The sequence below is a fragment of the Paenibacillus silvestris genome, from assembly GCF_009882985.1.
In the GTDB taxonomy this organism is placed as follows: domain Bacteria; phylum Bacillota; class Bacilli; order Paenibacillales; family NBRC-103111; genus Paenibacillus_E; species Paenibacillus_E silvestris.
Genome location: NZ_WTUZ01000022.1, coordinates 1,318,943 through 1,345,606 on the forward strand (window position 1 = coordinate 1,318,943; position 26,664 = coordinate 1,345,606).

26 protein-coding genes are annotated in these 26,664 nt (G+C 47.0%); 23 read left to right on the forward strand and 3 right to left on the reverse strand.

The annotated features are described in order from the left end of the window. The first annotated feature begins 71 nt into the window (after window positions 1-71). The 19 genes from ssuD to GQF01_RS26170 all read left to right on the forward strand — a co-directional run bounded on the left by ssuD (window position 72) and on the right by GQF01_RS26170 (window position 19,368). Window positions 72-1,229: an FMNH2-dependent alkanesulfonate monooxygenase gene (gene ssuD, locus GQF01_RS26080; protein WP_161409802.1), complete on the forward strand. Its 1,158-nt coding sequence runs from the start codon at window positions 72-74 to the stop codon at window positions 1,227-1,229. Window positions 1,230-1,272: 43 nt separating this feature from the next. After that, complete coding sequence (locus tag GQF01_RS26085) at window positions 1,273-2,556, forward strand: acyl-CoA dehydrogenase family protein (RefSeq protein WP_161409803.1); 1,284 nt, start codon at window positions 1,273-1,275, stop codon at window positions 2,554-2,556. 47 nt (window positions 2,557-2,603) lie between these two features. Then, a complete protein-coding gene (locus tag GQF01_RS26090; RefSeq protein ID WP_161409804.1) occupies window positions 2,604-3,491 on the forward strand; it encodes a MetQ/NlpA family ABC transporter substrate-binding protein in 888 nt (295 codons plus the stop codon). An 18-nt stretch (window positions 3,492-3,509) separates the two neighbouring features. Then, entirely contained in the window at window positions 3,510-4,280 is a 771-nt protein-coding gene (locus GQF01_RS26095; RefSeq protein ID WP_161409805.1) for a methionine ABC transporter ATP-binding protein, read from the forward strand. Next, entirely contained in the window at window positions 4,273-4,938 is a 666-nt protein-coding gene (locus GQF01_RS26100; RefSeq protein ID WP_161409806.1) for a methionine ABC transporter permease, read from the forward strand. Before GQF01_RS26095 ends, GQF01_RS26100 begins: the two co-directional genes overlap by 8 nt. 18 nt (window positions 4,939-4,956) lie before the next feature. After that, on the forward strand, window positions 4,957-6,336 hold the full coding sequence (locus GQF01_RS26105; protein WP_161409807.1) for an LLM class flavin-dependent oxidoreductase: 1,380 nt from the start codon (window positions 4,957-4,959) through the stop codon (window positions 6,334-6,336). Between the two features lie 13 nt (window positions 6,337-6,349). Next, window positions 6,350-8,578 carry an SfnB family sulfur acquisition oxidoreductase gene (locus tag GQF01_RS36025; protein WP_202556683.1) on the forward strand — a complete coding sequence of 743 codons (2,229 nt, stop codon included), beginning with the start codon at window positions 6,350-6,352 and terminating at the stop codon, window positions 8,576-8,578. Between the two features lie 32 nt (window positions 8,579-8,610). Beyond that, the gene (locus GQF01_RS26115; protein ID WP_161409808.1) at window positions 8,611-9,996 is read left to right on the forward strand and encodes an LLM class flavin-dependent oxidoreductase; all 1,386 of its coding nucleotides are present in this window, start codon (window positions 8,611-8,613) and stop codon (window positions 9,994-9,996) included. A gap of 24 nt (window positions 9,997-10,020) precedes the next feature. Beyond that, window positions 10,021-10,998: an aldo/keto reductase gene (locus GQF01_RS26120; RefSeq protein ID WP_161409809.1), complete on the forward strand. Its 978-nt coding sequence runs from the start codon at window positions 10,021-10,023 to the stop codon at window positions 10,996-10,998. Between the two features lie 167 nt (window positions 10,999-11,165). Then, complete coding sequence (locus GQF01_RS26125) at window positions 11,166-11,459, forward strand: DUF2325 domain-containing protein (RefSeq protein ID WP_161409810.1); 294 nt, start codon at window positions 11,166-11,168, stop codon at window positions 11,457-11,459. Between the two features lie 99 nt (window positions 11,460-11,558). Further along, window positions 11,559-11,744, forward strand: a complete 186-nt coding sequence (locus GQF01_RS26130) for a hypothetical protein (protein ID WP_161409811.1) — start codon at window positions 11,559-11,561, stop codon at window positions 11,742-11,744. A 6-nt stretch (window positions 11,745-11,750) separates the two neighbouring features. Continuing rightward, entirely contained in the window at window positions 11,751-11,963 is a 213-nt protein-coding gene (locus GQF01_RS26135; protein WP_161409812.1) for a hypothetical protein, read from the forward strand. Between the two features lie 272 nt (window positions 11,964-12,235). Next, complete coding sequence (locus tag GQF01_RS36925) at window positions 12,236-13,147, forward strand: ArsR/SmtB family transcription factor (RefSeq protein WP_161409813.1); 912 nt, start codon at window positions 12,236-12,238, stop codon at window positions 13,145-13,147. Window positions 13,148-13,351: 204 nt separating this feature from the next. Then, on the forward strand, window positions 13,352-15,085 hold the full coding sequence (locus tag GQF01_RS26145) for an ABC transporter substrate-binding protein (protein WP_161409814.1): 1,734 nt from the start codon (window positions 13,352-13,354) through the stop codon (window positions 15,083-15,085). Further along, window positions 15,082-16,035, forward strand: a complete 954-nt coding sequence (locus tag GQF01_RS26150; protein WP_161409815.1) for an ABC transporter permease — start codon at window positions 15,082-15,084, stop codon at window positions 16,033-16,035. The genes GQF01_RS26145 and GQF01_RS26150 overlap by 4 nt, the downstream gene beginning before the upstream one ends. Window positions 16,036-16,050: 15 nt before the next feature. Next, window positions 16,051-16,923, forward strand: a complete 873-nt coding sequence (opp4C, locus tag GQF01_RS26155; protein ID WP_161409816.1) for an oligopeptide ABC transporter permease — start codon at window positions 16,051-16,053, stop codon at window positions 16,921-16,923. 14 nt (window positions 16,924-16,937) lie between these two features. Continuing rightward, window positions 16,938-17,921, forward strand: coding sequence for an ABC transporter ATP-binding protein (locus tag GQF01_RS26160; protein ID WP_161409817.1), 984 nt, complete (start codon window positions 16,938-16,940; stop codon window positions 17,919-17,921). Beyond that, window positions 17,914-18,879, forward strand: coding sequence for an ABC transporter ATP-binding protein (locus tag GQF01_RS26165; RefSeq protein ID WP_161409818.1), 966 nt, complete (start codon window positions 17,914-17,916; stop codon window positions 18,877-18,879). Before GQF01_RS26160 ends, GQF01_RS26165 begins: the two co-directional genes overlap by 8 nt. A 36-nt stretch (window positions 18,880-18,915) precedes the next feature. Then, window positions 18,916-19,368 carry a hypothetical protein gene (locus GQF01_RS26170; RefSeq protein ID WP_161409819.1) on the forward strand — a complete coding sequence of 151 codons (453 nt, stop codon included), beginning with the start codon at window positions 18,916-18,918 and terminating at the stop codon, window positions 19,366-19,368. Between the two features lie 56 nt (window positions 19,369-19,424). On the opposite strand, the gene GQF01_RS26175 is transcribed toward GQF01_RS26170, so the two are convergent. Together GQF01_RS26175 and GQF01_RS26180 are read right to left on the reverse strand one after the other, a co-directional pair. After that, complete coding sequence (locus GQF01_RS26175) at window positions 19,425-20,213, reverse strand: GNAT family N-acetyltransferase (RefSeq protein WP_161409820.1); 789 nt, start codon at window positions 20,211-20,213, stop codon at window positions 19,425-19,427. Between the two features lie 13 nt (window positions 20,214-20,226). Further along, window positions 20,227-20,997 carry a GNAT family N-acetyltransferase gene (locus tag GQF01_RS26180; protein ID WP_161409821.1) on the reverse strand — a complete coding sequence of 257 codons (771 nt, stop codon included), beginning with the start codon at window positions 20,995-20,997 and terminating at the stop codon, window positions 20,227-20,229. Window positions 20,998-21,449: 452 nt separating this feature from the next. On the opposite strand from GQF01_RS26180, the gene GQF01_RS26185 reads away from it, so the two are divergent. From GQF01_RS26185 to GQF01_RS26200, 4 genes are all read left to right on the forward strand, one after another. Then, complete coding sequence (locus GQF01_RS26185; RefSeq protein WP_161409822.1) at window positions 21,450-22,109, forward strand: type 1 glutamine amidotransferase domain-containing protein; 660 nt, start codon at window positions 21,450-21,452, stop codon at window positions 22,107-22,109. Window positions 22,110-22,128: 19 nt separating this feature from the next. Next, complete coding sequence (locus GQF01_RS26190; protein ID WP_161409823.1) at window positions 22,129-23,295, forward strand: iron-containing alcohol dehydrogenase; 1,167 nt, start codon at window positions 22,129-22,131, stop codon at window positions 23,293-23,295. Between the two features lie 212 nt (window positions 23,296-23,507). Next, a complete protein-coding gene (locus tag GQF01_RS26195; RefSeq protein ID WP_161409824.1) occupies window positions 23,508-24,347 on the forward strand; it encodes a GNAT family N-acetyltransferase in 840 nt (279 codons plus the stop codon). Between the two features lie 327 nt (window positions 24,348-24,674). Then, window positions 24,675-25,595: a LysR family transcriptional regulator gene (locus GQF01_RS26200; RefSeq protein ID WP_161409825.1), complete on the forward strand. Its 921-nt coding sequence runs from the start codon at window positions 24,675-24,677 to the stop codon at window positions 25,593-25,595. On the opposite strand, the gene GQF01_RS26205 is transcribed toward GQF01_RS26200, so the two are convergent. Then, window positions 25,573-26,475 carry a LysR family transcriptional regulator gene (locus GQF01_RS26205; protein ID WP_161409826.1) on the reverse strand — a complete coding sequence of 301 codons (903 nt, stop codon included), beginning with the start codon at window positions 26,473-26,475 and terminating at the stop codon, window positions 25,573-25,575. The two genes, GQF01_RS26200 and GQF01_RS26205, sit on opposite strands and share 23 nt — an antisense overlap. Window positions 26,476-26,664 lie beyond the last annotated feature (189 nt).

Below are 26,664 nucleotides of genomic sequence, written 5' to 3' on the forward strand. Positions count from 1 at the left end.
ACAACCGGAGACCTTCTGCCTTGTAGGGCGGCATAGGTCTCCTTTTTATTTATAAGAAAGGATGGAAGGATATGGAAATTTTCTGGTTTATACCGACACATGGAGATGGACGCTATCTAGGCACGGGAGAAGGAGCAAGGGAGGTAGATCTAGACTATGCTACCCAGATTGCCAAAGCGGCTGACACACTTGGATTCAGTGGCGTATTGCTGCCAACGGGAAGATCGTGCGAGGACGCCTGGGTAACAGCCTCTGCCTTAATTCCGGCTACCAAAAAGTTGAAATTTCTTATAGCACTGCGGCCAGGTCTCATGTCACCGACGTTATCGGCGAGGATGGCAGCTACGTTCGACAGGTTATCCCAAGGAAGACTGCTCATTAATATCGTTACTGGAGGAGATACCTCCGAGGCAAGAGGCGACGGACTTATGCTCGACCACGATACGCGTTATGAGCTGACGGATGAATATTTGACAGTCTGGAGACAGCTGATGCAGGGGAAGCAGATCGATTTCGATGGCGCTCATATCACGGTAGATAAGGCGAAAATTATGTATCCGCCGGTTCAAGCGCCTTATCCACCGCTTTACTTCGGGGGGTCCTCACCCATCGCCCAACAAATCGCTGCGGATCATATTGATGTTTATTTAACATGGGGCGAAACACCTGCACAAGTCAAAGAAAAAATTGACACGGTTCGGGAACTCGCTGCCAAACGCGGAAGAAAGGTTCGATTCGGAATAAGGCTGCACGTCATCGTTCGTGAAACGGAAGATGAGGCTTGGGCTGCTGCAAACCGATTAATTTCGAACTTGGATGACGCAACGATTGCCAAAGCGCAGGCTTCCTTTGCCAAGATGGATTCCGTTGGGCAGCGCCGGATGTCAGAGCTGCATGGAGGAGATCGCAGCAAATTGGAGATCAGCCCTAATCTCTGGGCAGGCGTCGGCCTCGTCAGAGGCGGGGCGGGGACAGCGCTCGTCGGCGATCCGGACACGGTTGCAGAGCGGATGCTGGAGTACCATGAGATGGGCATTGAAACCTTCATTATGTCTGGCTATCCGCACTTGGAAGAAGCCTTCCGAGTCGAAGAACTGCTTTTCCCCAAGCTTCCGCTTAAGCATAGGGAGGCACCCAAAGAGAAATATGCCTTCGTAAGTCCATTCGGTGAGATGGTAGCAAATGATATTTTGCCTAATACGGAAAATAGGTCGGTAGCCTCCTCTTGAGAGCTTGAGGGTACTCTATCAAACGGAAATAAGGAGGAGGACAATGGGAATACACGAAGGTGTTTGGGGCATCGGCCCATCGGACAACTACACGAAACTGGCCGAGCGTTTCCGGCCGACCTTCCTACGAATTCGCGAAGGAGCCGTTCATCGGGAACTGAATCGTAAACTGCTTCACGAGGAGATCCACTGGCTAAGGGCATGCGGCTTCGGGACTATCCGTCTTTCGCAAGAGGATGGTGGACTCGGTGCTACGCTCCCCGAATTGTTTGGACTGCTGATTGAATTGTCGGAAGCAGATTCCAATGTGACGCAAGCGCTGCGGATTCACTTCGGTTTCGTCGAGAGAATATTAAATTTGCCGGATGGAGAACGCAGAGAACGATGGTTAAGGCGCATTGCAGAAGGGGAGATCGTCGGGAATGCCTTGACGGAGATTGGAGAGAACAAGGTGGGCAGTATCGCGACTACTTTGTCACAAGCGGAGGATCAGCTCCGTTTAAATGGCATTAAATTCTACTCCACAGGCACCATTTATGCGGATTGGATCGTAGTTAGCGCAACGGCTGGAGAAGACGACATCGTCTCAGCCATCGTTCCAGCTGCGGCGGAAGGCGTCGACATCGTGGATGATTGGGCGGGCTTCGGGCAAACGCTGACTGGCAGCGGCACGACGAAGTTCGTCAATACACCGGTCGAGAGACAGGACGTATTCGCCAGAGAAACGTACACGAAGTACGGCACCGCGTTCGCCCAAATGGTTCATCTTGCAACGCTGGCAGGAATATCCAGAGCGGCAGCGAGAGACGTTGCGGCAGCAGTCGCCGAACGGCGGAGAACGTACTCGCATGCATCAGCCGACCGGGCAGGCGAAGATCCTCAAGTGCTTCAAGTGGTTGGACGCGTGCACAGTCAGGCATACGCTGCAGGGGCGATTGTACTGAAAGCAGCTGAGGCTGTGCAGCGCGCGTACGAAGCCAAGACGTCAGAGGACGCCGAATACGTGGAATGGGCGAATGTGGAAGCGGAGGTGGAAGTGGCTCAAGCACAGACAATTGTTGCGAGGCTGACACTTGAGGCTACTGCTGCAATCTTTGATGCGCTTGGTGCTTCAGCGACTGCCAGGTCGAAGGGGCTTGACCGCTATTGGCGGAATGCTCGCACGATCACTTCACATAACCCCTTGATCTATAAAGAGCGAATTGTCGGCGATTACGCTGTTAACGGTACGCGCCCGCCATTCGCTTGGCAAACCGGAATAGACGCACGATCACATGCTGACCAGACGACTGGGGACAACGATGTTCGGCTGAAGCCGCCGTCTTAGTCTCTTTTTTAACATACAAATCTCAGATTAAAGGAGTGGTAAAAAAGATGAAAAAACCAACCATACTCACCGCAATGCTCATTATCGCTGCCCTCACGTTCCTTCTTGCTGCTTGCTCGAAGACAGAAACGGCAAGCACGAATGCGGCTGCTCAGCCTGATACCAAAGCTGCTGCGACCGCTAATCCGGAAGATAAGGTGATTCATCATGTGATGAGTGACGCCGGGTTCAACGGAGAGATTGTGAAAATTCTGAAAGCTGAATTAGCGAAGGACGGTTATACGCTGGACTATGTTATCGTAAACGACATTATCCAACCCAACAAAATTGTTAACGATGGCCAAGCGGATACGAATTCATTTCAGCATGAGGCGTATTTTGATCAATTTGTTAAGGATCAGGGTCTGAAGAATATCTCGCGAGCCTTCTACACAACCTTCACCCCATCAGGTTTGTACTCCAAGAAATATAAATCTTTCAAAGAGGTTCCCGATGGTGCCCTCTTTGGTATTCCAGTCGATCCTGCCAACAACGGGCGCGCGCTATTCATGCTTCGCGATCTGGGGCTCCTGAAATTGAAGGACGGCGTGGATGTAATTCATGCAACGCTCAAAGATATTACGGATAATCCCCATAAGTACAAATTTAAAGAAGTAGACCAATTGATGCTGCAGAGGACTCTTGATGATGTTGATGTCGGCTTCTTGTTTGCTGGAACTGCTGTTCAGATTGGTTATAAACCAAAACAGGATGCTTTGGCATTAGAGACAGGAAAAGACTTGCCTTATAAAGGAATAGTGGCTGTTAATAACAAGCTGCTAGGGACGCCTAAAGTCAAAGCGCTGCAGAAAGCTTATGAGAGCCAGGCTATCAAAGATTTTTATAAGGAGAAATACGGAGACGCCATTGAAACATTGGAAAGTTTGAATAAATAACGATGGGGAGGGCTTTCCATGATCACTCTGCAAAATATTAGCAGAACGTTCACAACTGCCGGAGGACCGCTGCACGCGGTATCCTCCGCTTCGCTGCAAATAGAGCAAGGCGATATTTATGGCCTGATTGGGTTTAGTGGAGCGGGGAAATCAACTCTGCTGCGTACGATTAATCTGTTAGAACGGCCAGACGAAGGTCAAGTGATCGTCGACGGCGAGGAATTGACGAAGCTCACTTTGCGCGAGCTAAGAAAGAAACGACTTTCCATTGGCATGATTTTTCAGCATTTTAATTTGCTTAATAATTTAACTGTATATGACAATGTGAGCTTTCCGCTAGAAATTGCCAAAGTACCCAAGGCTCAGCGGCATAAGCGCATCGAGAGCTGCCTCGAAATGGTCGGCTTAACTGACAAGGCCAAAGCCTACCCAGCCAAGCTGAGCGGTGGACAGAAGCAGCGGGTCGCGATTGCCCGTGCGCTTGCCAACAACCCTAAAATTCTGCTGTGCGACGAGCCGACTTCTTCCGTCGATCCGCAGACGACAGGCAGTATTTTGGCTGCCCTGAAGGAAATTAACCGCAATCTAGGCATCACGATCGTTATCGTCACACATGAGATGAACGTCGTGAAAGCAATTTGCAATAAAGTCGCCGTCATGGAGCATGGGAAAATTGTTGAGAAATTTGATTTGAGTGAGAAAAATATTGTGCCGCAATCCAATATTGCCCAGTATTTGTTCAACAATGAGATCTCTTTGGAGAGAGAACTGGAGGCTAACTATGTTTGATAACATAGCCACTGCGTGGCCTGAACTGATACAGGCGCTGCTGGAAACGCTATACATGCTTATTTTGACGCTTCCAATTGCTGTTGCCATTGGTACTCCGCTTGGAACGATTTTGTTCCTGACAAGGCCCGATTCTTTTCTGAAATGGCCCAAGTTTTATCTCATTTTGAATGGATTCGTCAACCTGATTCGTTCGTTTCCTTTTCTCATTCTCATGATCGCTATCATTCCTTTTACCCGGCTTGTGGTTGGGACGGCGCTTGGCACAACAGCAGCCACCGTGCCGATGATCATTAATGCGGTACCCTATTTTGCGAGATTTATTGAGCAAATTCTTCTCGACGTCAATCGCGGTGTAGTCGAAGCAGCTGAGTCCATGGGGGCGAACAAATTCCAGATCGTTTGGAAGGTGTTATACACCGAAGCTCGTTCCGGTATTGCCAATGCAGTCACCATTGTTACGGTGAGCTTCCTCTCCTATTCTACGGTAGCGGGGCTAGTCGGAGGCGGGGGTATCGGCGATTTTGCCATCAGATATGGCTATTACCGTTATCAAACGGATGTAATGTTCGTTACGATTGTTATTATGGTGCTCTTCGTACAAGTTTTTCAATTCACAGGCAACTATATCGTGCGGAAGCTGGATAAGCGGTTGTAAATAAGGGGGGAAATCAGCATGCCCAAAAAAATTCACCTCAATGCCTTCGAAATGAACTGCGTTGGCCATATAGCGCACGGCTTATGGCGGCATCCGGGCAGCACTCGGCATCGCTACACAGATATCCGATATTGGACGGAGCTGGCACAATTGCTGGAACGCGGGAAGTTTGACGCTTTATTTTTAGCTGACGTTGTCGGGGTATACGATGTCTACAAGCAAGGACCAGAGACAGCCATTCGCGAAGCCGTGCAGATTCCCTGCAATGATCCATTCCTCGTCGTGCCGCCAATGGCGCTTGTCACGAAACATCTGGCCTTCGCTGTTACATTTTCCACGACATACGAGAAGCCGTTCAGCCATGCAAGGCGGATGTCGACATTAGATCACCTAACGAAGGGCAGAATCGCTTGGAACGTCGTGACCTCGTATTTGCCAAGTGCTGCCCGTAATTTCGGTTTGGATCAAATGGTTAAACATGACGACCGCTACGAAATTGCTGAAGAATACCTAGATGTTTCCTATAAGCTCTGGGAAAGCAGCTGGGAAGACGATGCGGTCATTCGTGACGTCGATAATGGCGTATATACGGACCCGAATAAAGTGCATCACATTCATCATGAGGGTAAATTTTTCAAAGTGCCAGGACCGCATTTAAGCGAACCTTCCATCCAACGGACGCCAGTCATTTATCAGGCGGGCAGTTCAGCGCGCGGACGTGCATTTGCAGCGAAGCATGCGGAAGCCGTCTTTCTTGGTGGAGGGAACGTTCAGACACTGAAAAGGTATGCAGCGGATATTCGTGCGCAGGCAGCCGCCTTCGGCCGTGATCCGAATCATATCAAACTGATGACCGGCCTGATTGCCATTGTTGGACGAACGCAAGAGGAAGCATGGCGTAAGTTTGAGAGCTTCCAAAAGCTTTATAGTTTGGAAGGGGTACTGGCTCATTACGGTGGAGGAAGCGGCTATGATTTGTCCGCCTACGACCCGGAAGATGTTCTAGCCTACACAGAAACAGACCATGGGCAGACGGCAGCGGCCCAATTCACGAAGGACAGCCCGCGTCCGAAGACAGTCCGGGAAGTCATGGAAACATTAGGGACGCTGGGTGGACGGGGACTGTTCGTTGTCGGGACGCCGGAAGAGGTAGCCGACAACATGCAATTTTGGATAGAGGAAACGGGGATTGACGGGTTTAACGTAACGCAGATTGTCTCACCGGACACGCTGCGCGATTTCGTTGAGCTCGTCATTCCTGAACTGCAGCGCAGAGGATTGTTTCGGGAAGAGTACGAGGAGTCAACACTTAGAGAACGTTTGTTCGGTGTCGGCGTAAATAGACTGCCCGAAGATCATCCCGGCGCTGCATACCGTAAGCAGCCTACTTTGACCTGATAGGAGGATAAGTATGTCCATACAAATAGATGCACTACCGCAGCCAGCGACTGACATTCCGAACGCAATCGATCTCGCTTATGAGCTGGGAGAGCTGCCATTCGATTTGCGGCGCAGAGGCATCCCGGTCTTACGGGGTGCTGGCTCTGGCAGGCTTCGTCTTATGGCAGAAGCAGCCGATGAATATGATCTCCGAATTGAACCGGCCTCGGTCGTTCTTAGACGGTTAGCCTTGAAAGAGGAGGTCCGCATTATCGGGCTTCAGCATCAGGATCGGCGAGGTGTCATTCTCGTGCATTCGGATTCAGTGTTACGAAGAGCCGCTGATCTAAGTGGTGCGAGGCTTGGGATTGCAGGGAAGATCAGCCCAGATGATAACTTGCGGAAGCTCGATGCGGCGAAGATTGTGGCCGCAGCGCTCCATAAAGTTGGCGCTACGGGAGGACAGCCGAAATGGGTGGAACTTCAAGTCGAGCAGGCTGCGGACGGATTTCAGGCTGGAAGGAGGGAACTCCGTGCTTTACTGAACAAGGAAGTTGATGCCGTGTATGCCGACTGGGCACTCTCCGCAGAGTCTGGACGACTTTTGGGGATTCGTGAACTGGAGGGCTTCAGCTTCCAAACTTCCGGGCTGTCTGTACTGACTGTCTCAGCGGAAACGCTTAGCGAGCATTCAGCTGAAATCGAGCGATTGCTCGCCCATTTAACGCTAGCCGCCGATTGGGCCACTCAGAACCGCACAGAAGCACACCGGCTCGCTGCAAAACAGCTTGGAGTCCCCGAGAATGCGATCCCTGTCATTTTCTCTGAGCATCTGCACCAGCAATTTGGAGTTAGCCTTACAGATGATAAATGGAGCAGATTCGTCAATTTCAAGAAAGAGATGCAAGCTCACGGATGCCTGCAAGGCGATTTTTCTTTAGAAGAATCGCTATCGCTCTCTACCATACAAAGCGCACAATTGCTTGTTGAAAGCGGAGAACTGGAGCGTCCTCAGCGGGAATCACTCTCACAGTTCGCTGAGCGCGATCTGCCGCTCTCCTTCTTCCATGAGCGGCCACGAGCTCGCGTACTCCTAGGGGACGAGGACGCGCTGGCAGCCGCGCGATTGTTTGCGGAGGAAATTCGATCCGGAGCTTCTGACCGGGACCGCGGACGCAAGCTGCCTCTGAACGAAATACGACGATTGGCCGAATTAGGTTTGCTTGGACTCGTCGTACCCAAGGCGTACGGAGGTCCTGATGTTTCCACCCGAACGCTTGTGGACATCTTCAAAATCATCTCGCACGCGGACGGATCCATCGGTCAAATTCCACAAAATCATCATTTTTTTGTAAAAACGATCGAGTTAATTGGCAGCGCAGAGCAGAAAAGTTTTTTCTTCCAAGAAGTATTAAAGGGTGCTCAGTTTGGCAATGGTTTAGCAGAACGCAGCAGCAGCAAAGGCGCAAGAAAGCTGACGACAACTGTCCGTAAGCTGGAGGGCGAGGAAAACTATGAAGTAAATGGAAATAAGTTCTATTCGACGGGAGCACTCTATTCACACTGGATCCCTGTAACGGCGCTGAACGAAGAGGAACAAAGAATGACGGCATTCGTTCCGAGACATGCGCCTGGGGTAACGGTACTCGACGATTGGTCGGGTATCGGCCAGAGGACGACGGCGAGTGGCAGCGTGGTGCTCAAGAACGTGAAAGTGCCTGAGAATTATTTGCTGCCCCACTTCCAAATATTTGAGGGGCCCCAATATTTCTCAGCTTTCGGGCAAATTATGCATGCTGCCATTGATATTGGTATTGCGAGGGCGGCATTGGAGGACGCTGCCTCCTATGTTCGCGACCACTCGCGTCCCGCTTACGGCAGCGGTGCAGCGAGAGCGAGCGAGGAGCCCGACCTGATTCGGCGATTCGGCGAGCTCGGTATTCGTCTGCAAGCGGCGGAAGCCTTGCTGGACCGTGCTGCTGATGCGATCGATCAGGCGCGCGAAGACTTGAATGCGGAAACTGCCGGCAAGGCAGCATTGACGGTTGATTCGGCCAAATGGCTCGTGACAGAGACGGCAATTGAAATCACGAATGCTCTCTTCGAAGTTGCCGGAACTTCATCCATGGATCGCAAGCATAATTACGACCGTCATTGGCGCAATGTTCGCATTCATACGCTGCATGATCCGGCTCGGTTAAAGCTGCATCACGTCGGCAAGTGGTTCTTGAATGGAATTTATCATGAATATAAAGTGTAAAGGTTATAATGGAAGGGGTGAACCAACTGGCTATGGGAAAGCGAATCATCATGAACGCATTCGATATGAATAGTGCCATGCACAATTCACACGGTTTATGGAAGCATCCGAATAGTGAAAGACATCGCTATAAGGACCTAGATTACTGGGCGGAGATGGCCAGATTGCTTGAACGCGGGAAATTTGATGCGCTGTTTCTAGCGGACGTCGTTGGCATTTATGATGTTTATAAAATGAGCGGTGATCCGGCAATTCGAGATGCCGTTCAAGTGCCATTAAACGATCCTGCACTCATTGTTCCTGCGATGGCAAGTGTCACGGAGAATTTGAGTTTTGCCGTTACGGTGACAACCACTTACGAGCATCCCTATGCGCATGCCAGACGATTCACTACACTCGATCATCTGACGAACGGGCGAATTGCTTGGAATATTGTTACGTCCTATTTGCCCAATGCGGCTTTGAATCACGGTCTGGATACAATGATCAAGCACGATGACCGGTACGACGTTGCGGATGAATTCCTGGAAGTTGCCTATAAGCTATGGGAAGGCAGTTGGGAGGACGATGCGGTGGTGCGTGACACCGTTCGAGGTGTATACGCAGAGCCGGCGAAGGTTCACCGGATCGATCACGAAGGCCGGTTCTTCCGTGTACCCGGGCCACATCTAAGCGAGCCCTCCTTGCAGCGTACACCAGTTCTGTACCAGGCAGGAAGCTCTGAGAAAGGACGTGCGTTCGCCGCTAAGCACGCGGAATGTGTCTTCGTAGGAGGCAACTCGAAGGAATCGCTGAAAGCAAACATTGAAGACATACGGAACAAAGCGGAGCAATTAGGCAGGGATCCGCAGAGTATCAAGATGTTTACGGGGTTGAACGTGATCGTTGGAGCATCCCAGGAGGAAGCGGAAGCGAAGCTGCGGGAATACGCCGGCTTATGGAGCTCAGAGGCGGCGCTTGCGCAATTCGGCGGCTCTAGCGGCTATGATCTATCCGCCTACGATCCTGATTCCTATCTGGCGTATCGGGCAACCGATCATGGCCAGAGCCGGGCGGCTCAGTATACCAAACATGTCCAGAACCGCCTTACCGTTAAGGAAATCATGGAACGTATCGGGACTCTGGACAAGGGACAGGGCCGCTTGCTCGTAGGTACACCAGACCAAATCGCCGACTACATGCAAGAGCAGGTAGAGGAGACTGGGCTGGATGGGTTTAATCTTGCGCATCTGATTACACCAGGGAGCTTGCGTGAATTTGTTGATGGAGTCGTACCCGTACTGCAGCGCCGTGGCGTATATCAACTAGACTATGAGCCTGGGACGCTCAGAGAGAAACTGTTCGGATCGGGGAAACCCCATCTCCCGGCTAGTCATCCTGCGGCGCAGTATCGGAGAAACTTTGAACATAGTAATTAGATTTAAGGAGGGCAAGAAAACCGTATGAAGTACAAAACAGTTGGAAAAACAGGCATTCAAGTTTCAGAACTCTGCTTCGGAACGATGTCCTTTGGCGGTAACGCGGACAAGGAAACATCCAAGCAATTATTCTACCGCTGTTTGGACAAAGGCATTAATTTCTTCGATACCGCCGACGTATATAGCAGCGGAGCATCGGAAGAAATACTTGGGGGGCTAATTGAGGGGAAACGTGATGAGTTGGTCCTGACCTCTAAGGCTGGTTTTCCTTTTGGCTCTGATCCCAATGCACGCGGAGCTTCGCGCAGACACTTATTCCTCTCGGTAGAACAAAGCCTGAAACGGCTGCGTACTGACCGTATTGAATTTTATTTTATTCATCGCTTTGACTCACTGGTCGCCATCGAGGAAACCGTGCGCGCTTTGGACGATTTACGGCGGCAAGGGAAAATCTTGTATCCCGCTGTCAGCAACTGGGCTGCTTGGCAAATCGCGAAGGCGCTTGGCATCTCCGCCAAAGAAGGTTTGGCAAGCTTTGAATTGATCCAGCCTATGTATAATCTCGTCAAACGACAAGCAGAAGTCGAGATCCTGCCACTGGCTGAATCCGAGAAACTAGGAGTCATCAGTTATAGCCCACTTGGCGGGGGCCTATTAACAGGGAAGTATGGAATAGGCAAGAAACCCGCAACCGGCAGGCTGGTAGATCAGAGCAACTATACGAAGCGTTATGGTGACGAAGGATATTACGATATTGCAGATAGATTCGCAGCGTATGCCCGAGAGAAAGAGGTTCATCCAGCTACATTAGCTGTTGCTTGGGTGCTCAGCAACCCGGCAATTACGTCGCCGATTATCGGTGCGCGCAGCTTGGAACAGTTAGAGCCCTCCCTAGCAGCGGTGGATCTGGATTTCACGGCTGAATGGCGGAAAGAAGTTACGGCATTGTCGATTGATCCTCCCATCGCAACAGACCGCAGCGAGGAGACATTTACTAGCTAGCAAAGATGAGGCTGTCCATCGGTCACTGGATGACTTTTGGGACAGCTTCTTCTCTTATTGAAATTAATCCGACTAAACCTATTGACTTTATTGTATAATCGGTTAGGATATAGATAACAGGTTGTGGAACAGCGGAACGAACATTCTAACGGAATGGGGGGTCAACCATGAAAACAGTTGCGATTATTGGCGGCAGTCAAACGAGCACTTTCAAAAAGCTGGGTGAAAGGCGAGGCTTAATTGTGGAGCATCACAGCGGTAAAACGGGTGGAGGCTCCATTGAAAATCATTTTAAGCGAATTATTAGTCAAGCAGATGTCATTATTATCTTAAAAGGTGCTATAAAACATACGTCCATGTGGGCTGTTAGGGAGCTCGCAGAAAAAATGGGGAAGAAGATTGATTACCATGATGGGTTTGGTGCTACGGGTGCAATCGAGAAGGCTTTACATTTAAGTTGAATGATGATAATTAATCTAATTCTGACCGGAAAACCGGAAGCATGGATATTGAATCCATGCTTTTTTCTATTCAGCAATGACGCGAGAGGAGGGATAACAATGGGAATATTACTGGATACCGTTAAGTTTCTCAAAAAGCAAAAATCCAGCGCACAGACAACACCAGATCATATCTACCATGTAGAGGAATTATTCATCGAGGATCAGGGTCCCCCGATAGAAGCTCATATTAATTCTGAATTCTGGCATGTTAGCCAACCCAAACTATCTAGTAGGAAGGAATGAATCACTATGAATCAAATTAACATCTCTTATAATGAAGTTCCTGTACCTGTTAACTTCATCGGTACAACTCACAAGTTGATTCCATCCCTATTATCTGCATTAAAGCTTAATAAGATTACGTTGGCATCCATTCAGAAGCCCCTATGCATTGACTTATATAACTCGGAGGCTATTTTGCATGCAAGTGAAGGAAATAAATACCGAATCCCTATTTTCTAAAAGAAGAAGGACGTGGCCATCCATGTTCATAAGAATGACAAAGAAAAAGGTGCATTTCCTCCTGTTTCATGGAGAGAATGTACCTTTTTTTCTTGCGTCCAAGCCTTTCGCCCGATTCAGCTATAAACGATTTAAATACCCTCTTCTGGCATTCTTCATGCTATATTAGCGGAAAAGAGAACGAATACAAGAGAATGATGTTAAGTTTTGTTTTCAACTATTTGGACTTGTAGCTATAATAGAGTATAAAGAGATAAAAGGGGTGTAGCACAGTGGATTACAAAATAGATATAACCTTTGAACCATTACATGAGCTTATCAACAGTCTACATACCTATATTTGCCGTAAATCCTATAAGAAGATTGATTTAACTTCAGCATGGGCCAAAGAAAGCCGCAAGCGCTTAACTCCCGAATTTGCCTCGCTGCTTGATGAAACAGAGGTAGATTTTAATTGGAAATTGACCTATCTACTCGTCCACTTATGCCCAGGGAAAAAGCATGCTGATCAATTTCTTTCCTGGTTGGAGAAACTCAGTCCAGGTGATTTATATGAATTGATGTCGGACTACATTAGCCAGTTTCCAGATCAAATGGGTGCTTTCAGATCGAAGACATTATCACTTTTCTCCCAATGGAACGAGTTATATTTTCAGCATATTGACCCCTTGATCATACAAAGGCTTCAGGATGAAGCCGACAATCGCAAAGCCATACAGCCAACCATGAAGCCAGATCATTTTGTCGATGAGACGACGAATGGCTTATGCTTTAAGCCAATGAAAGGATTGGAGCAATTAATACTCATTCCCCAATACCATTTTCAGCCAATTAATGTTATTTCTTCGTTTCGTCAATTAACGATTTGCAATTATGCGGCAAGAATTTATTTCAATGATGAAGAGGAATTACCGCCACATGAATACCGTATCATTCGCAGTTTAGCAGAGATGAGTCGGTTGAAAATATTAAGATATTTGCATCAAGGGCCGCGAAGTTTTATTGAAATCGTCCGTCATCTTCAATTATCAAAAGGCATTACGCACGATCATATCTCCAAGCTTCGGAGTGCAGGTCTCATTTACGCGCATTTTGAAGGAGAGACATTAACGGAGTACAGTTTAAGAGAGGGTGCACTGCAGCACTTACAGAACAAACTTACCTCTTATATCAAACACGAGTAACATAAATAAACAGATAAAGAATCATTTTCGCTCCGGCTTTCGGAGTGGAAATGATTTTTTTATTCCAAATAACTCCAGTGAGTTTCTTTTGTGTGAGAAATATTTTTCGGTTCTCTCTTTACAGAACCGTAATTCGTTTTTATAATATGATTATTAACTTATTCATATCGCTTTACTCGGAATTAACTCATGGGAGGGTTTATTATGAAAAAGAGCTTTATCGTTGTATCTGCCTTATTAACTGTAGGATCGCTGCTTTTATCCGCTTGCTCAGATGATCAAGGGACTGCGTCGACGCAAGGCGGGAGCACACCAGCAGCGACCAATGCGAACCAAACAGCTGCACCGGTTAATGCACTGGCTGAGGTTAAAGCAGCGGATTTGTCCAAATTGCCGAACAGCGCCAAACAGCGTACGGATACGATCATCGTCGGCCTCACAGATCCAAGCGGCGCGTTCACTCCTTATTTCCATCAAAGCGGATATGACGGGAATGTTTCATCGTTGCTATACACGCCACTAGTTACGGTAGACAACAAAGGTGTTCCTACGCCTGGACTAGCAGAGAAATGGGATGTATCCCCAGACAACTTAACGTACACTTACCATCTTCGCAAAGACTTGAAATTTAGCGACGGCACTCCGCTTACCGCTGAAGATGTTGCCTTTACCTGGACGATTCTGCATGACAAAGCGTACGACGGTGATATGCAAGTCGATGTCTTGCACGTGAAGGGCGGCCAAGCTTACAAAGAGGGGAAAGCTACTAGCATAGAGGGCATTAAAGTCATCGATCCCCAGACGATCTCCGTTACTTTAGAACAACCGAATGCAACAGCGCTTTTGACGCTCGGCTCCGATGTGCTCTCCAAGGCCTATTACGGTAAGGATTATAAATTCGGCCAGCTGGATTACATCAAGAAGCTTCACGAAAAGCCAGTAGGTACGGGTCCGTACAAGCTTGAGAAATTCATGCCAGGGCAAGAAGTGCGCTTCGTGGCGAACGAGAACTATTTTGCCGGCAAAGCGAAAACAGAGCATTTTATTTATAAAACATCACAAGGCGACGCTTGGCAGTTTCTTGAAACTGGCGAAGTGGACTATGCTTCGTTCAGCGCAACAAAAGAAAACGTGGATAAGCTGAAGAAAATGGGCTTTGTCAACATTATTCCTTATACACCGAGCACATATGGCTACATACAAGTGAATTTGGAGCATGACCAGCTCAAAGACAAGAAGGTTAGACAGGCGTTTGCTTATGGCATTGATCGCCAGAGTATTTATGTCGACGCTAATCAGGGCGCAGGAGAAATTGCTAATATCCCATCATCACCGATTTCATGGTCCTATACACAGGAGGGCATTAACCCTTACAAGTTCGATGTTGAAAAAGCCAAGCAGCTGCTCGACGAAGCGGGCTGGAAGCCTGGTGCAGACGGTATTCGCGAGAAAGATGGCAAACCATTGTCGATTCATTTCCTCGGTTCCAAGAGTGCACAGACGGACAACTTTATTGCGATAACGACGGAATCATTCAAAGCGATAGGCGTCAAGTTCCAACCGGAGGTATTTGCCGATTTCAACGCACTTGTTTCCAAAGTGGAGAGCGGGGATTACGATATGGTCAGCTTCTCTACTTCCTTGATTACCGATCCATCGGACGGTTTACAGCCATTCGTAGACGGTGAGATTAAAGGCTATAGCAACCCGAAATTCAAAGAATTATATGATAAAGGCTTGGCAACTATCGATATTGAAGAGCGCAAAAAAGTGTACAAAGAAATTTATCAGCTGATGAATGACGAGTTGCCGGTCATCTTTACGAACTACAAGAAGACGGTCTATGGCTATAACGGTAGAATTGAGAATCTATCCGTAAGTCCATTTAATGGACTTTCCACGAGCTTGCCGAATTGGTCGTTGAGCAAACAACCATGAGTACTTATTTAACGAAAAGATTTGTCTACATGATTGTCATTTTGATTGCTGCATCCTTTCTGATTTTTAGCTTGTATGCCTTGACACCGGGAGATTTCATTAGCGGTAATATCAAACTATCACCAGAACGGAAAGCGGAGCTACGGGAGATCTACGGATTGAACAAACCGCTATTGGAACGTTATGGCCTATGGATGAAACATGCGTTCCAAGGCGACTTTGGATTCTCGCTGGCCCAGCAGAAGCCAGTGCTCAAGCTTTTTAATGAGTATATATGGAATTCGTTCTTGCTAGCTATCGTCTCTACATTCCTGACATGGTTTATTGCTGTCATTGTTGGTGTTGTTGCAGCCTATAAGCAGTATTCCTGGTTTGATACGCTGGTCATGATCGGCATTTTCGCTGCCATGTCGATTCCGTCGTTTTTTATCGGGCTTTATTTGATAAAAATATTGGCGGTGGACCTGAAATGGGTGCCGCCGGGAGGCATGCTGACGACGGGCAGCAATGCAACGGGCTTTGCCTACTACTCAGAGGTTCTCCATCATATGCTGCTGCCTGTTATTGTCTTGACGTTACTTGGTCTAGGTTCACTAACTCGTTATTTCCGCAGCAATATGATCGAAGTTATTAAGCAAGACTACATCCGTACAGCTCGAGCAAAAGGGTTGAAAGAAGGCAAAGTGCTATTTACTCATGCGCTTCGCAATGCGCTGCTTCCGGCTATCACGCTGGTTGGCTTTGAACTGCCTGCTTTGTTCGGGGGTTCGTTAATCACGGAAAAAATATTCAATTGGCCAGGTATTGGACAGCTCTATATTCAATCCTTCTCGTTGAGAGACTATCCACTTCTGGTAGGTTTCACGATGTTCATCGCTATACTCACCGTCATCGGTACGCTGATATCGGATATTTTGTATCATATCGCCGATCCGCGAGTCCGATTATAGAGGAGGAACATCGTTATGGCATCATCATTATGGAGACAATCGTTCAGGCGTTTACTCAGAAATAAATTAGCTGTATTTGGCTTAATTGTCGTCGTGATTATGTTTCTAGCCTGCTTCTTGGGGCCATTATTCTCTCCCTATACGAATGGCAAAATTAATATGGCGATGATGAATAAGGCCCCAAGCTTGAAGCATTGGCTCGGAACCGATGGGTTAGGCCGTGATGTATTGACGCGAGTGCTGCAAGCCGGGCGCATTTCGTTAACGGTTGGACTAGCGTCAATGGTACTATCTGTGGCGATTGGTACGCTTCTTGGAGCTATAGCGGGTTACTACAGAGGAATAGCAGATCAAATCATTATGCGGATCTCTGACTTGCTGTTAACCATACCGCACTTGCCTTTATTGTTCATTTTTGGAGCCTTGCTTTCTGAATGGAAAGTACCCACAGGCAGCCGCATGTATATCGTTATGCTGATGCTCAGTATCGTGGGTTGGCCGAGTCTTGCCCGCATGATTCGTGGCCAGATGCTCAGTCTTCGGGAAAGAGAATTCATGCAGGCGACCGTTGTTCTTGGTTTGCGTGATCGCCGCAAATTGTTTAATCACTTGTTGCCTAATTTAATTCCGCTGCTCATCGTGATCGCTACGCTGAACATTGGGGGAGCCATCCTAAGCGAGTCGGTGCTTAGCTTCTTCGGACTCGGGGTTATGCCGCCAACCCCTACATGGGGCAATATGATCGATGCAGCGAATAATTTGATCGATTTTCAGGAGCGGCCATGGCTATGGATTCCGCCAGGCTTCTCGATTTTTATTACAGTTATAGCCATTAACATATTCGGTGATGGTCTGCGTGACGTGCTGGATCCGAAACAGAAAAGGTAGGTGACCTGCATCCGATGAGTGATCTGCTTGAGATAGAACACCTACGAACTTATTTTCAAACGGAGGGTGGCGTCGTCAAAGCGGTTGACGATGTAAGCCTGCATGTAAGGCAAGGAGAAACCGTTTGTATTGTCGGCGAATCCGGAAGTGGCAAAAGCATTACCGCTTTGTCTGTCATGGGGTTAATTGAAGGACCGGCGGGCAAGGTCGCTGGCGGCAAGATTTCTTTCCAAGGCGAGAATTTGCTGAACTTTAACAAAAGTCAGCTTCGAGCAATCCGTGGCAAGGAAATCGCCATGATTTTCCAAGAGCCGATGTCCTCGCTGAATCCAGTGTTGACCATAGGTCAACAACTGATGGAGCCGCTTATTGAGCATCAGAAGTTAAGCAGGAAGCAAGCCAAAGAGCGAACAATCGCGTTGATCGACAAGGTCGGGATCTCACGGGCTGAGCAAATATTCGGGAGTTATCCGCACGAGTTAAGCGGCGGCATGCTGCAGCGAATCATGATTGCGATCGCGATTTCCTGTGGTCCGAAGCTGCTTATCGCCGATGAGCCAACGACTGCACTTGATGTAACCATCCAAGCGCAGATTCTGGATCTGCTCAGGCTTTTCAAAGATGAGGCTCAAATGTCTATTCTCTTAATTACGCATGATCTGGGTGTGGTTGCGGAGATGGCGGACTATGTGGTTGTTATGTACGTCGGTAAAGTCGTCGAAGAAGGAGAGGTTGTCGAGCTCTTTCAGAATCCGCAGCATCCTTACACACGAGGGCTTTTAAAATCGAAGCCGGTGATCAATCAGCGGCTGGAGGAGTTATACTCCATTCCTGGACAGGTGCCCAATCCGCTCGAACTGAGAGAGTCGTGTTATTTCCATGATCGTTGTGAGCACTGCATGGACATCTGCCGGATCAAGTCTCCTCCTTTAAAGGAAGTTGCAAAAGGGCAAAAAGCCGCCTGCTGGCTGTATGAGGAGGCGATGAATCGTGTCTGAGCCACTATTAAGTGTGCATGATTTGAAAAAATACTTTCCAATTAAATCCGGATTACTGAACAGAACTGTTGGCCATGTGAAAGCTGTTGATGGCATCAGTTTAGAGCTTGGGCCAGGAGAAACATTTGGTCTAGTCGGCGAGTCAGGCAGTGGAAAAAGCACGGTTGGACGTACGATTCTTCGTCTGACAGAGAAGACGGCTGGGGAAGTGAAGTTCAAGGGGATTGATCTGCACAAGCTGCCAAGCGATGAACTGCGAAAGCTGCGTCCCAAGATGCAGCTCATTTTCCAAGACCCGTACAGCTCACTGAACCCTCGAGTCAGAGTCGGTGAGGCCATTGGTGAAGCGCTGCTTGATCATGGTCTCGTGCCTAAGGAAGAAATCAGGGATCGCGTGCTCGAAGTGCTGGAATCCTGCGGTCTATCGAGCTATCATATTGATCGTTTCCCGCATGAGTTCTCCGGAGGGCAGCGTCAGCGGATCGGCATCGCTCGTGCACTTGTGTTGAAACCGGAGTTGATCATCGCCGACGAGCCAGTCTCCGCCTTGGACGTATCCATTCAAGCGCAGATCATCAACTTGTTTCGCAAGCTGCAGGAGACGCGGGATTTATCCTACCTGTTCATTTCTCATGATCTCAGTGTGGTCGAGCATCTCTGCAACCGAATCGGGGTCATGTATCTTGGATCTATGGTGGAGACAGCTTCGAGGGACGAACTGTTCCGTAATCCGCTCCATCCTTATACCAAAGCACTGCTGTCCGCAATTCCCGTCCCCATCCCTAAATTAAAGCGCGAGAGAATCCTGTTAAAAGGTGATATTCCAAACCCGGCGAACCCGCCTTCAGGCTGCAAGTTCCATACAAGGTGCCCTTATGCAACCGCCGTATGTAAGGAACAAGTGCCTGCATTCCGAGATGTGGGGGGAAACCATTTCGTTGCTTGTCATTTGGTGTAAAGGATCTAACTTATGCATGAGAAATGAGGGGAGTACATGCCGATCGTTAAGTTACCGCAACCTTATGCGCTGCGACTGGAAATGTTACGCGCCAAAGGGTATTCGAAACCTGAAATAGCTGAGATCGTAGAACGAAACAATGAGGCGGAGCTAGAAGGATTAGTCGATACCGTGGTGAATTGGGAAGGTTTTATGACTTACAGCACTGAGCATAAGGAAACCTTATTATCGGCAATAAACGATGGCTACCAATTCAGCTTTATCACGTTCGGCGGCATTCAGAATTTACTTAGAATCAAGTTTAATAAACTTGAGGGGGAAGACTACGACATTGTAGAGTCTACCTTTCAAAATGTGATGCTTAGCGCGGAACAATTTCAATTGTTTAGATTTCTTGTCCCTAATCATTGGAAAATGAGCGTTTTCCCATACAACAGTGAGAATGGGGAAGAAAGAGCCAGGGTTCATGTGAATATAAGACTACAATGAAGTCAGAAACTAAAAACGGAGCGCCGCGGAATGCGGGCTCCGTTTTGTCATTTTATTTACCCAAGATAATACCCAATCTCAACCTCATCCTGGAATCCAAGTTTCCGATAAATGCCCAGCCCTATTTCGCTGGATTGAAGCACGGCGAGAGCAGCGCCAGCGGCTTTTGCTTCGCGAATGGCATAAGCGGTCAAAGCGCTGCCGATACCCAGGCCTCTGTACGCTTCCAAAGTGGCGACGTTATAGATTCCGATGGTCTCACCGTTATAGAAAGCAGAAGCTGCGCCAACGGGACGACCATCTAGAAAAGCGAAGTAATGACGACAGATAGGTTGCTCGCCGAATCCGGATGATTCGTTAAAATGTGTAATCACTTCCCCAATTTCTCCATGAAGACCAAATGGGGGAAGTACAATCTCCCTAAATGAGGTGAAGTCCGATTTCGCTTGCACCCATTTGATAGCGAAGTCAGGAATTGTGGGATCCGAATACGTCCAATCTGCCAGGTTGAGCGCCATGCCCGTGAAGCTGGCTGCCCTTTTCAATCCTTTTTCTTCTAAGGCACGCTCCAAATCCTGATTACCGGCGTCATGCGACCATGTCAGCCAAGATAATAGACGATTTCGTTCTTTGTACTGCGCAATGATCTGGCCGATTTCATTTAAGCTGCTTTCGGGTGATGCTCCTATATAGGAAACAACTTGGTTGCCTAGCGGATGAGCGAGATCCGATTCATACCGTATGACCCTTGGCGAACGCTCGAATGTGATACGGGAGCAGGAAAGGCTTAATTGCTCTCTATTATAGATCAAGTGCTGCTTGATTGCTTCAGGAATGCTGTTCATGAATTAGCCTCTGTTATCCTATATAAAAATCGATGATGACCTCTTCTTTGAATCCGAGTGCTCGATACACGCTAACTCCCATGTCGCTTGACTGCAATACGGCTTGCTTACTGCCGGCGGCTTGTCCTTCCCGAATAGCATGGGCTGTCAAAGCACTTCCGATGCCTCTGCGGCGGAATTCTTCCGATGTAGCAACATTGTAAATACCTAGCGTTTCTCCGTCTTGAAAGGCGGTAACAACGCCGGCAGGACGGCCATCCAGGAACCCGACATAATGGCGTAATGGGGCATGTTCACCGATTCCTAGTACGGCGTTAACTTGTGTAAATGCATCGCCAAGTTCTCCTTGCAAGCCGAAAGCAGGGAGCGCAATCTCTTTGAACCATGACAGTTCCGAATTTGCTAGGATAGGCTTGATGACAAAGCTAGGGATGGCTGGAGCTTGATAGGTCCAATCTTCAAGGGAGAGTGCCATACCAGGGGAGTGACCGGACTTTTTAAGTCCTTGTTCCTCTAGTACGCTGGCCAGCTCGGCAGCGTCACTGTCATGCGACCAGTTGAGCCAAGAGAAAGGAAGCTTCGATGACTTATAATGGCTGGCGATCGATGCGATGTCGCTCAAAGCATCTTCGGCTTGCAATCCTTTATAAGCGATAATGCGATTGAACAGCGAATGAGCGAGATCGCTTTCGTAACGAACCACTTGCGGTGCCTTCACGTATGTCATGCGAGGACTGGAGTCACTCATTAGCTTCATAATATGAATCATGTTTTGTTTAATCAATTCTGGAGTGCTTATCATGGTTTGACCTCACTTGGTAAGAGATTAACCGCCATCGATCTGTGGAGGTTTGCATGCTGAAATTGCACTTCATCATTGTAAATCTTAGAATTTCATCAAACAAATAACGAAATCGCATGAATGGTATAAGTATTTTTATTCATAGCTTATTGATCTTCCTGCACGGATGTCGGGCCTCATAACCTTTCTTTATGTCTCCCCCAACATACCTGTAGTACAATCCACAGCGCCTGAGTGTTAAAGTAGCTTTACCGCCGAAACAACAGGCGAATCGAATGTAGCTGCTGTCCTGTAATTAAAAATATAGCCACATTCGTTTTTTAGATGTGTAATAAGCGTCTTAGAGGCAATAATATCATTCGTAAGTCAGTTCCAGATGGATGTTGCTAAGACGCAGAACGGAACCAATACTTTAGTTTGAGGGGGAAATGATAATGACAAAACGTGTTCTAGTCGTAGTTACGACTGCCGATAAAATAAATGAGATTGAGCGCACAGGCCTATGGCTATCAGAATTTGTAGAACCTTATAACGCTTTTACCAAGGAAGGATATGAGGTGACTATAGCAAGCCCACTGGGTGGAAAGGTACCTCTGGATCATAGAAGTTTGGAAGGCGCGTCGCAAGAATTGTTAGATATGGGCAAATATTTGCAAGATACGATCAAGCTGGAAAACGTGGATGATATTCATGCTTATGATGCCATCTTCATTCCTGGTGGTCACGGCACTATGTTTGATATGCCGGACAACGAGATTCTTCAGTCGATGATCCGCACCTTATATGAAGCCGGCAAAATCGTTGCTGCCGTGTGCCACGGTCCTGCAGCCCTTGTAGGGGTGAAGCTATCGGATGGTACGCCACTTGTAGCAGGCAAAACGATTGCGGCTTTTACCGATGATGAAGAGAAAGAAACGACTCTAGATAAATACATGCCATTTTTACTAGAAACACGCCTTCGCGAATTGGGAGCTAATGTGGTCTGGTCACCGAACTGGACAGATAATGTTCAAGTAGATGGGAATCTCATTACAAGTCAAAATCCACAATCGGCAGAAAGTGCCGCGCAAGCCGTAATTCGTCAACTAAATTAATTAGGGGGATACAACGAAAATGGAAAACTTTCAGTTTCATAATCCGACTAAGCTTATATTTGGAAAAGGTCAAATAAGCAGTTTGCAAAAAGAAATCCCTGCTTATGGCAAACGGATTTTGCTATTGTACGGCGGTGGCAGCATTAAAAAAAGTGGCCTTTATGATAAAGTTATCCGTGAATTGAAAGAGATGGACGCTAGTGTTGTTGAACTAGGCGGTGTTGAACCGAATCCGCGATTAACGACGGTGAGAAAAGGAATAAGCCTTATTAGAGAAAATCAGCTTGATTTCATTCTTGCAGTCGGCGGCGGCAGTGTGATTGATTGTGCAAAAGCAATTGCCGCTGGCGTGCCATATAACGGTGATGTATGGGATATCGTGCACAAGAAGGAAAAAGTGCTGCCAAGTTCGGTTCCGATTGGCACTGTGCTAACTTTAGCGGCAACAGGCTCAGAAATGAACGGAAATTCCGTCATAACGAATTGGGAAGAGAATGCGAAGGAATCGTTCAACTCCATTCACGTCTATCCAAGATTCAGTATTCTAGATCCAGAGCTTACCTTCTCTGTACCACGGGATCAAACGGTATACGGCATTGTTGATATTATGTCCCATGTCTTCGAACAGTATTTCCATGCTTCGAGCAATGCGCCGCTACAAGAAAGAATCGGTGAAGCGATTCTGCACACCGTTATCGAAATGGCACCTAAACTCGTGAATGATCTAAGCAATTACGAATATCGCGAAGTTATGTTGTTAAATGGAACGCTTGCCTTGAACGGACTAACGGCAATGGGCGTTAATACGGATTGGGCGACGCATTATATTGAACATGCGGTGTCAGCTGTCCACGATATCCCACATGGCGGAGGACTCGCGATTCTCTTCCCGCGCTGGATGGAACATGTCGCGGCTACTCGTCCGGAGAAAGTCGCCCAGTTAGGCGTTCGTGTATTCGATTTGGACCCGGCAGGCAAAACGGATGCTCAATTGGCAGCGGAAGCGATCCAGTCTCTCCGCGCATTCTGGACATCCATCGGAGCGCCTACGAATCTCTCAGACTATGGGATAGATGATAAGGAAATTGAGTTGATGACGCAAAGGGCTATGATTAACGAAAAAATCGGTAAATATGTACCTCTTACGAACGAAGACGTCAGAAAAATTTTGAAAAATTCCTTGTAATACACTCATAATATTCATGTGGTAGGTAAAAATGGGGCTGTCTCAATGGATTAATTAGGCCAAAGAGACAGTCTTATTTTTCTATGTTTTGCAAATAAGTCTTATAAGTATTTTTATAAGTAATCCATAGATATATGATTTGTTCTATGAATTCAATTTAGCATAAAATACTGTTTAGTTATAAAAATTGTAAAAGGCAAAAGGAGATTCCAATGAAAAACACCATGAGTAATACGGTAACTGCTCTTATTGAGATCGTTGAACGCGAAGCTTGGTTGGATCTGGCTGTTGCTGCTCCGGCAGATTATGTGAAGAGTTCAAAGGTTTCCTATACGCGCTTAGGTGCGATTGTAGGCATTGCAGATTTAGGGGTGCCAATCACGGAATTCAACCGCATTTTTGGATTGGGGATTGAAAAGGCTGTCAATGAAGAAGAGTTGGATCAGGCCATTTCGTGGATGAATGAGCATGCAACGCCAACTTATGCTTTGCAAGTTTCTCCTAATGCTCTTCCTGAAACGAAGCTTACCGAATGGATTATCGCAAGAGGCTTTAAGAACGTTGGCAATGGTTTGGCAAAGTTTTATAGATGTTCTAGGCTTGTGGAGGATCATGCAATTCCTACTACGCTAGACGTACGTCTCGTTGAGCCGCACAATGCGGAAGAATTTGGTAGAGTTGCGCAGGCTGGATTTGGTCTGCCCCCAACAGTGATCCCCTACTTATCTGCCATAGTTGGACGACCAAATTGGAAAGCATATATCGCGTATGATGGAGATATCCCTGTTGCTGCGGGGGCTATGTATATGGATAACAACTGGGCGTGGCTCGGCATTGATGCAACGTTGCCTGACTACCGCGGCCGAGGAGCACAAAGCGCTCTAATCAAGCAGCGGTTGTTATCCGGGATAAAGGCAGGGGTAATTGGCTTTACAGCTGAAACTGGCCAGCCTCCTGAAGGCCAGGAAAGCACGAATAAGTCTTATAATAACTATCACCGTGCAGGGTTTACTAAAGCCTATGTTCGTCAGAATTACAAACTTGAAGGATAAATAAAAAGGACGAGCTTACATGGATGTCACGTGTAAGTTTGTTTTTTATTCCACACTTGTCATAACGATAAGTTATGCCTACCCTAACTTAATAGAAGTACAATTCTCGAATTCGCGGTGTTACTGTAAGTATCAGAGATAATATTAATTAACCCGTGTATAAATAAATTTATTTATGTTTCTTTATTTCTTGATTTGTTGTGTGTGTGAGAAAATCTTACAATTACTAGTGTGGATTTTTCACTAGATATTCGGAAAGAGAAACCCATTTCATATAACCGTATTATTGCGTTATTCGGTTCATTATAAAAGAAGGAAGGAGTGGCTATGGTCGATTTTGAATGGTACAGAAGCTTTATTGCCATTTTTAAGCACAACTCAGTTTCAGAGGCTGCTAAGACACGGATCATGACCCAGCCGGCGATGAGTCAACACCTTGCTTGCCTTGAATCTGAAGTAGGTGAACCGCTGTTCACTCGAACTTCACGAAAAATGGTACCAACTGAACGAGGAAAGCAGCTTTATTCCCATCTAGCACCTCTGATTGAGTCCTTGGAAGAAAAGACAATGGGCTTAAAATTACATTTATCACCAACAATGAATACGATCAAAATCGGTGCAGCACCGGAATTGTTCACAGAGACAATATTGCCTCTTCTATCGGGAACGGAATTAAATACGACAACGTACTTTGGATATGCGGACCAAACATTTGAGCTTCTCAAAGAGGAACGTGTGGATATTATTTTAACCAATCAGCAATTATTGATGCCGGGTATTGAATATGTACGGCTTATGGAAGAGAGCTTCGTCATCGTTGCACCAATGGACACGGTCGTTCCGGAATTTCCTCTTCTGAAGGATAGGGAGCGGTGGCTTTCGGAGCAAAGGTGGATAAGCTTTGGTCTTGATCTTCCTATTATACGAAGGTACTGGAAAGAGTTTTTCAAATCGGGACCTCTCATTAATCCAGCCCATGTTATCCCATGTTGGGATTTAATTCTAAAGGCAATCGAAGAAGGGGCCGGGATGAGCATGCTCCCAACCCATATTCTTAAGCAACAGATCGTTACACAGCCTAAATACAAAATGGTTTTCGAAGATATGATGGTTCATAACGAAATATTAATTGGATTTAAGTCCAAGCATAAGCACACACTCGTCATCAATGAATTTATTAAGAATGTGTGTGAGCAAAATGAAGGCGAGCCGAGATCTAGTCTATTTATGGGCTTGAATTCGGATTAAGTAGAGTTAACAACTGTCTACTTGTAGATTTCTCACGAGTAATAGCTGAAATCTGACGGGTTAATCCAAAATCAGTAATGGGAATGGCTTTAATCGTAGATTTGGCTTGAATGATGAAGATTTCAGGCAAAATCGTGATGCCGAGGTTGGCATGAACAAAACCAAGGATGCTTTGCCCTAGTTCAATTTCTAACGCAATATGTAAGGTTTCATCTCTCGTTGAAAACTCCTTCTCAATCAACATCCTAATATCACATCCCTCAGGCAACATGACAAAGGAGTCGTTCCTTATCTCATCAAATGTTACATTTTCTTTATTTCCGTATACGGGATGATTGATATTGGCAAATAAGTAGAAACTTTCTTTGAATAGAGGTGCCGTGTGAAAGTTATGCTGTACGCCTCTGTCATCGAATAAGGCGGCATCTATGGTGCCGTTTTCTATATTTTTTAGCAAGTCAAAAAAACTGTAAAAAACCCTGATTTTGAACGCCATGTTGGCCTCTTGATTAGCCGCCATACGGCCAGGCAAGAAAATAGTCGCAATGCTTGGCCAAGATCCAATAATAAGCTCATCTTTGCCCTCATCTTGACTTAACGTAATCTCTTTTCTCATCTCATTCAGATCATTCATAATTTTCTTGCTTCGTTCGAGTAAAATCAGGCCAGGCTGCGTCAGCGTCACGCCGGTGGATGAACGCATCAATAATTGTGTGCCGAGTTCATCCTCCAAGTTGCGAATTTGTTTACTTAAGGCGGGCTGGCTAATATGCAGGATTTCGCTAGCTTTCGTCAAACTTTTCGTTTCAGCCGTCTGACAGAAGGCTTCTAACCATTCGATCTTCACGTCCATCCCCCATAACTTTATGTTATTCCTCACCTAACTTAACGGTAGTTCGATTCTCAGCTTTGAGATGTTACAGTATGGATACGGCAAACGCAAGGTATTGCTAAGATGATCTTTTGCATTTCATGATCAAATTATTTATGCAAGGGGAGGTAATTTTATGGTTGCCGTTACCATCCCGTGATGAAATAAACGATCTATCTGACATGCTATCTACATGGG

Bases quoted from the DNA above. Each gene is read 5' to 3' on its own strand.
- ssuD (WP_161409802.1), top strand. From the start codon at position 72: ATGGAAATTTTCTGGTTTATACCGACACATGGAGATGGACGCTATCTA.
- GQF01_RS26085 (WP_161409803.1), top strand. From the start codon at position 1,273: ATGGGAATACACGAAGGTGTTTGGGGCATCGGCCCATCGGACAACTAC.
- GQF01_RS26090 (WP_161409804.1), top strand. From the start codon at position 2,604: ATGAAAAAACCAACCATACTCACCGCAATGCTCATTATCGCTGCCCTC.
- GQF01_RS26095 (WP_161409805.1), top strand. From the start codon at position 3,510: ATGATCACTCTGCAAAATATTAGCAGAACGTTCACAACTGCCGGAGGA.
- GQF01_RS26100 (WP_161409806.1), top strand. From the start codon at position 4,273: ATGTTTGATAACATAGCCACTGCGTGGCCTGAACTGATACAGGCGCTG.
- GQF01_RS26105 (WP_161409807.1), top strand. From the start codon at position 4,957: ATGCCCAAAAAAATTCACCTCAATGCCTTCGAAATGAACTGCGTTGGC.
- GQF01_RS36025 (WP_202556683.1), top strand. From the start codon at position 6,350: ATGTCCATACAAATAGATGCACTACCGCAGCCAGCGACTGACATTCCG.
- GQF01_RS26115 (WP_161409808.1), top strand. From the start codon at position 8,611: ATGGGAAAGCGAATCATCATGAACGCATTCGATATGAATAGTGCCATG.
- GQF01_RS26120 (WP_161409809.1), top strand. From the start codon at position 10,021: ATGAAGTACAAAACAGTTGGAAAAACAGGCATTCAAGTTTCAGAACTC.
- GQF01_RS26125 (WP_161409810.1), top strand. From the start codon at position 11,166: ATGAAAACAGTTGCGATTATTGGCGGCAGTCAAACGAGCACTTTCAAA.
- GQF01_RS26130 (WP_161409811.1), top strand. From the start codon at position 11,559: ATGGGAATATTACTGGATACCGTTAAGTTTCTCAAAAAGCAAAAATCC.
- GQF01_RS26135 (WP_161409812.1), top strand. From the start codon at position 11,751: ATGAATCAAATTAACATCTCTTATAATGAAGTTCCTGTACCTGTTAAC.
- GQF01_RS26145 (WP_161409814.1), top strand. From the start codon at position 13,352: ATGAAAAAGAGCTTTATCGTTGTATCTGCCTTATTAACTGTAGGATCG.
- GQF01_RS26150 (WP_161409815.1), top strand. From the start codon at position 15,082: ATGAGTACTTATTTAACGAAAAGATTTGTCTACATGATTGTCATTTTG.
- opp4C (WP_161409816.1), top strand. From the start codon at position 16,051: ATGGCATCATCATTATGGAGACAATCGTTCAGGCGTTTACTCAGAAAT.
- GQF01_RS26160 (WP_161409817.1), top strand. From the start codon at position 16,938: ATGAGTGATCTGCTTGAGATAGAACACCTACGAACTTATTTTCAAACG.
- GQF01_RS26170 (WP_161409819.1), top strand. From the start codon at position 18,916: ATGCCGATCGTTAAGTTACCGCAACCTTATGCGCTGCGACTGGAAATG.
- GQF01_RS26175 (WP_161409820.1), bottom strand. From the start codon at position 20,213: ATGAACAGCATTCCTGAAGCAATCAAGCAGCACTTGATCTATAATAGA.
- GQF01_RS26185 (WP_161409822.1), top strand. From the start codon at position 21,450: ATGACAAAACGTGTTCTAGTCGTAGTTACGACTGCCGATAAAATAAAT.
- GQF01_RS26190 (WP_161409823.1), top strand. From the start codon at position 22,129: ATGGAAAACTTTCAGTTTCATAATCCGACTAAGCTTATATTTGGAAAA.
- GQF01_RS26195 (WP_161409824.1), top strand. From the start codon at position 23,508: ATGAAAAACACCATGAGTAATACGGTAACTGCTCTTATTGAGATCGTT.
- GQF01_RS26200 (WP_161409825.1), top strand. From the start codon at position 24,675: ATGGTCGATTTTGAATGGTACAGAAGCTTTATTGCCATTTTTAAGCAC.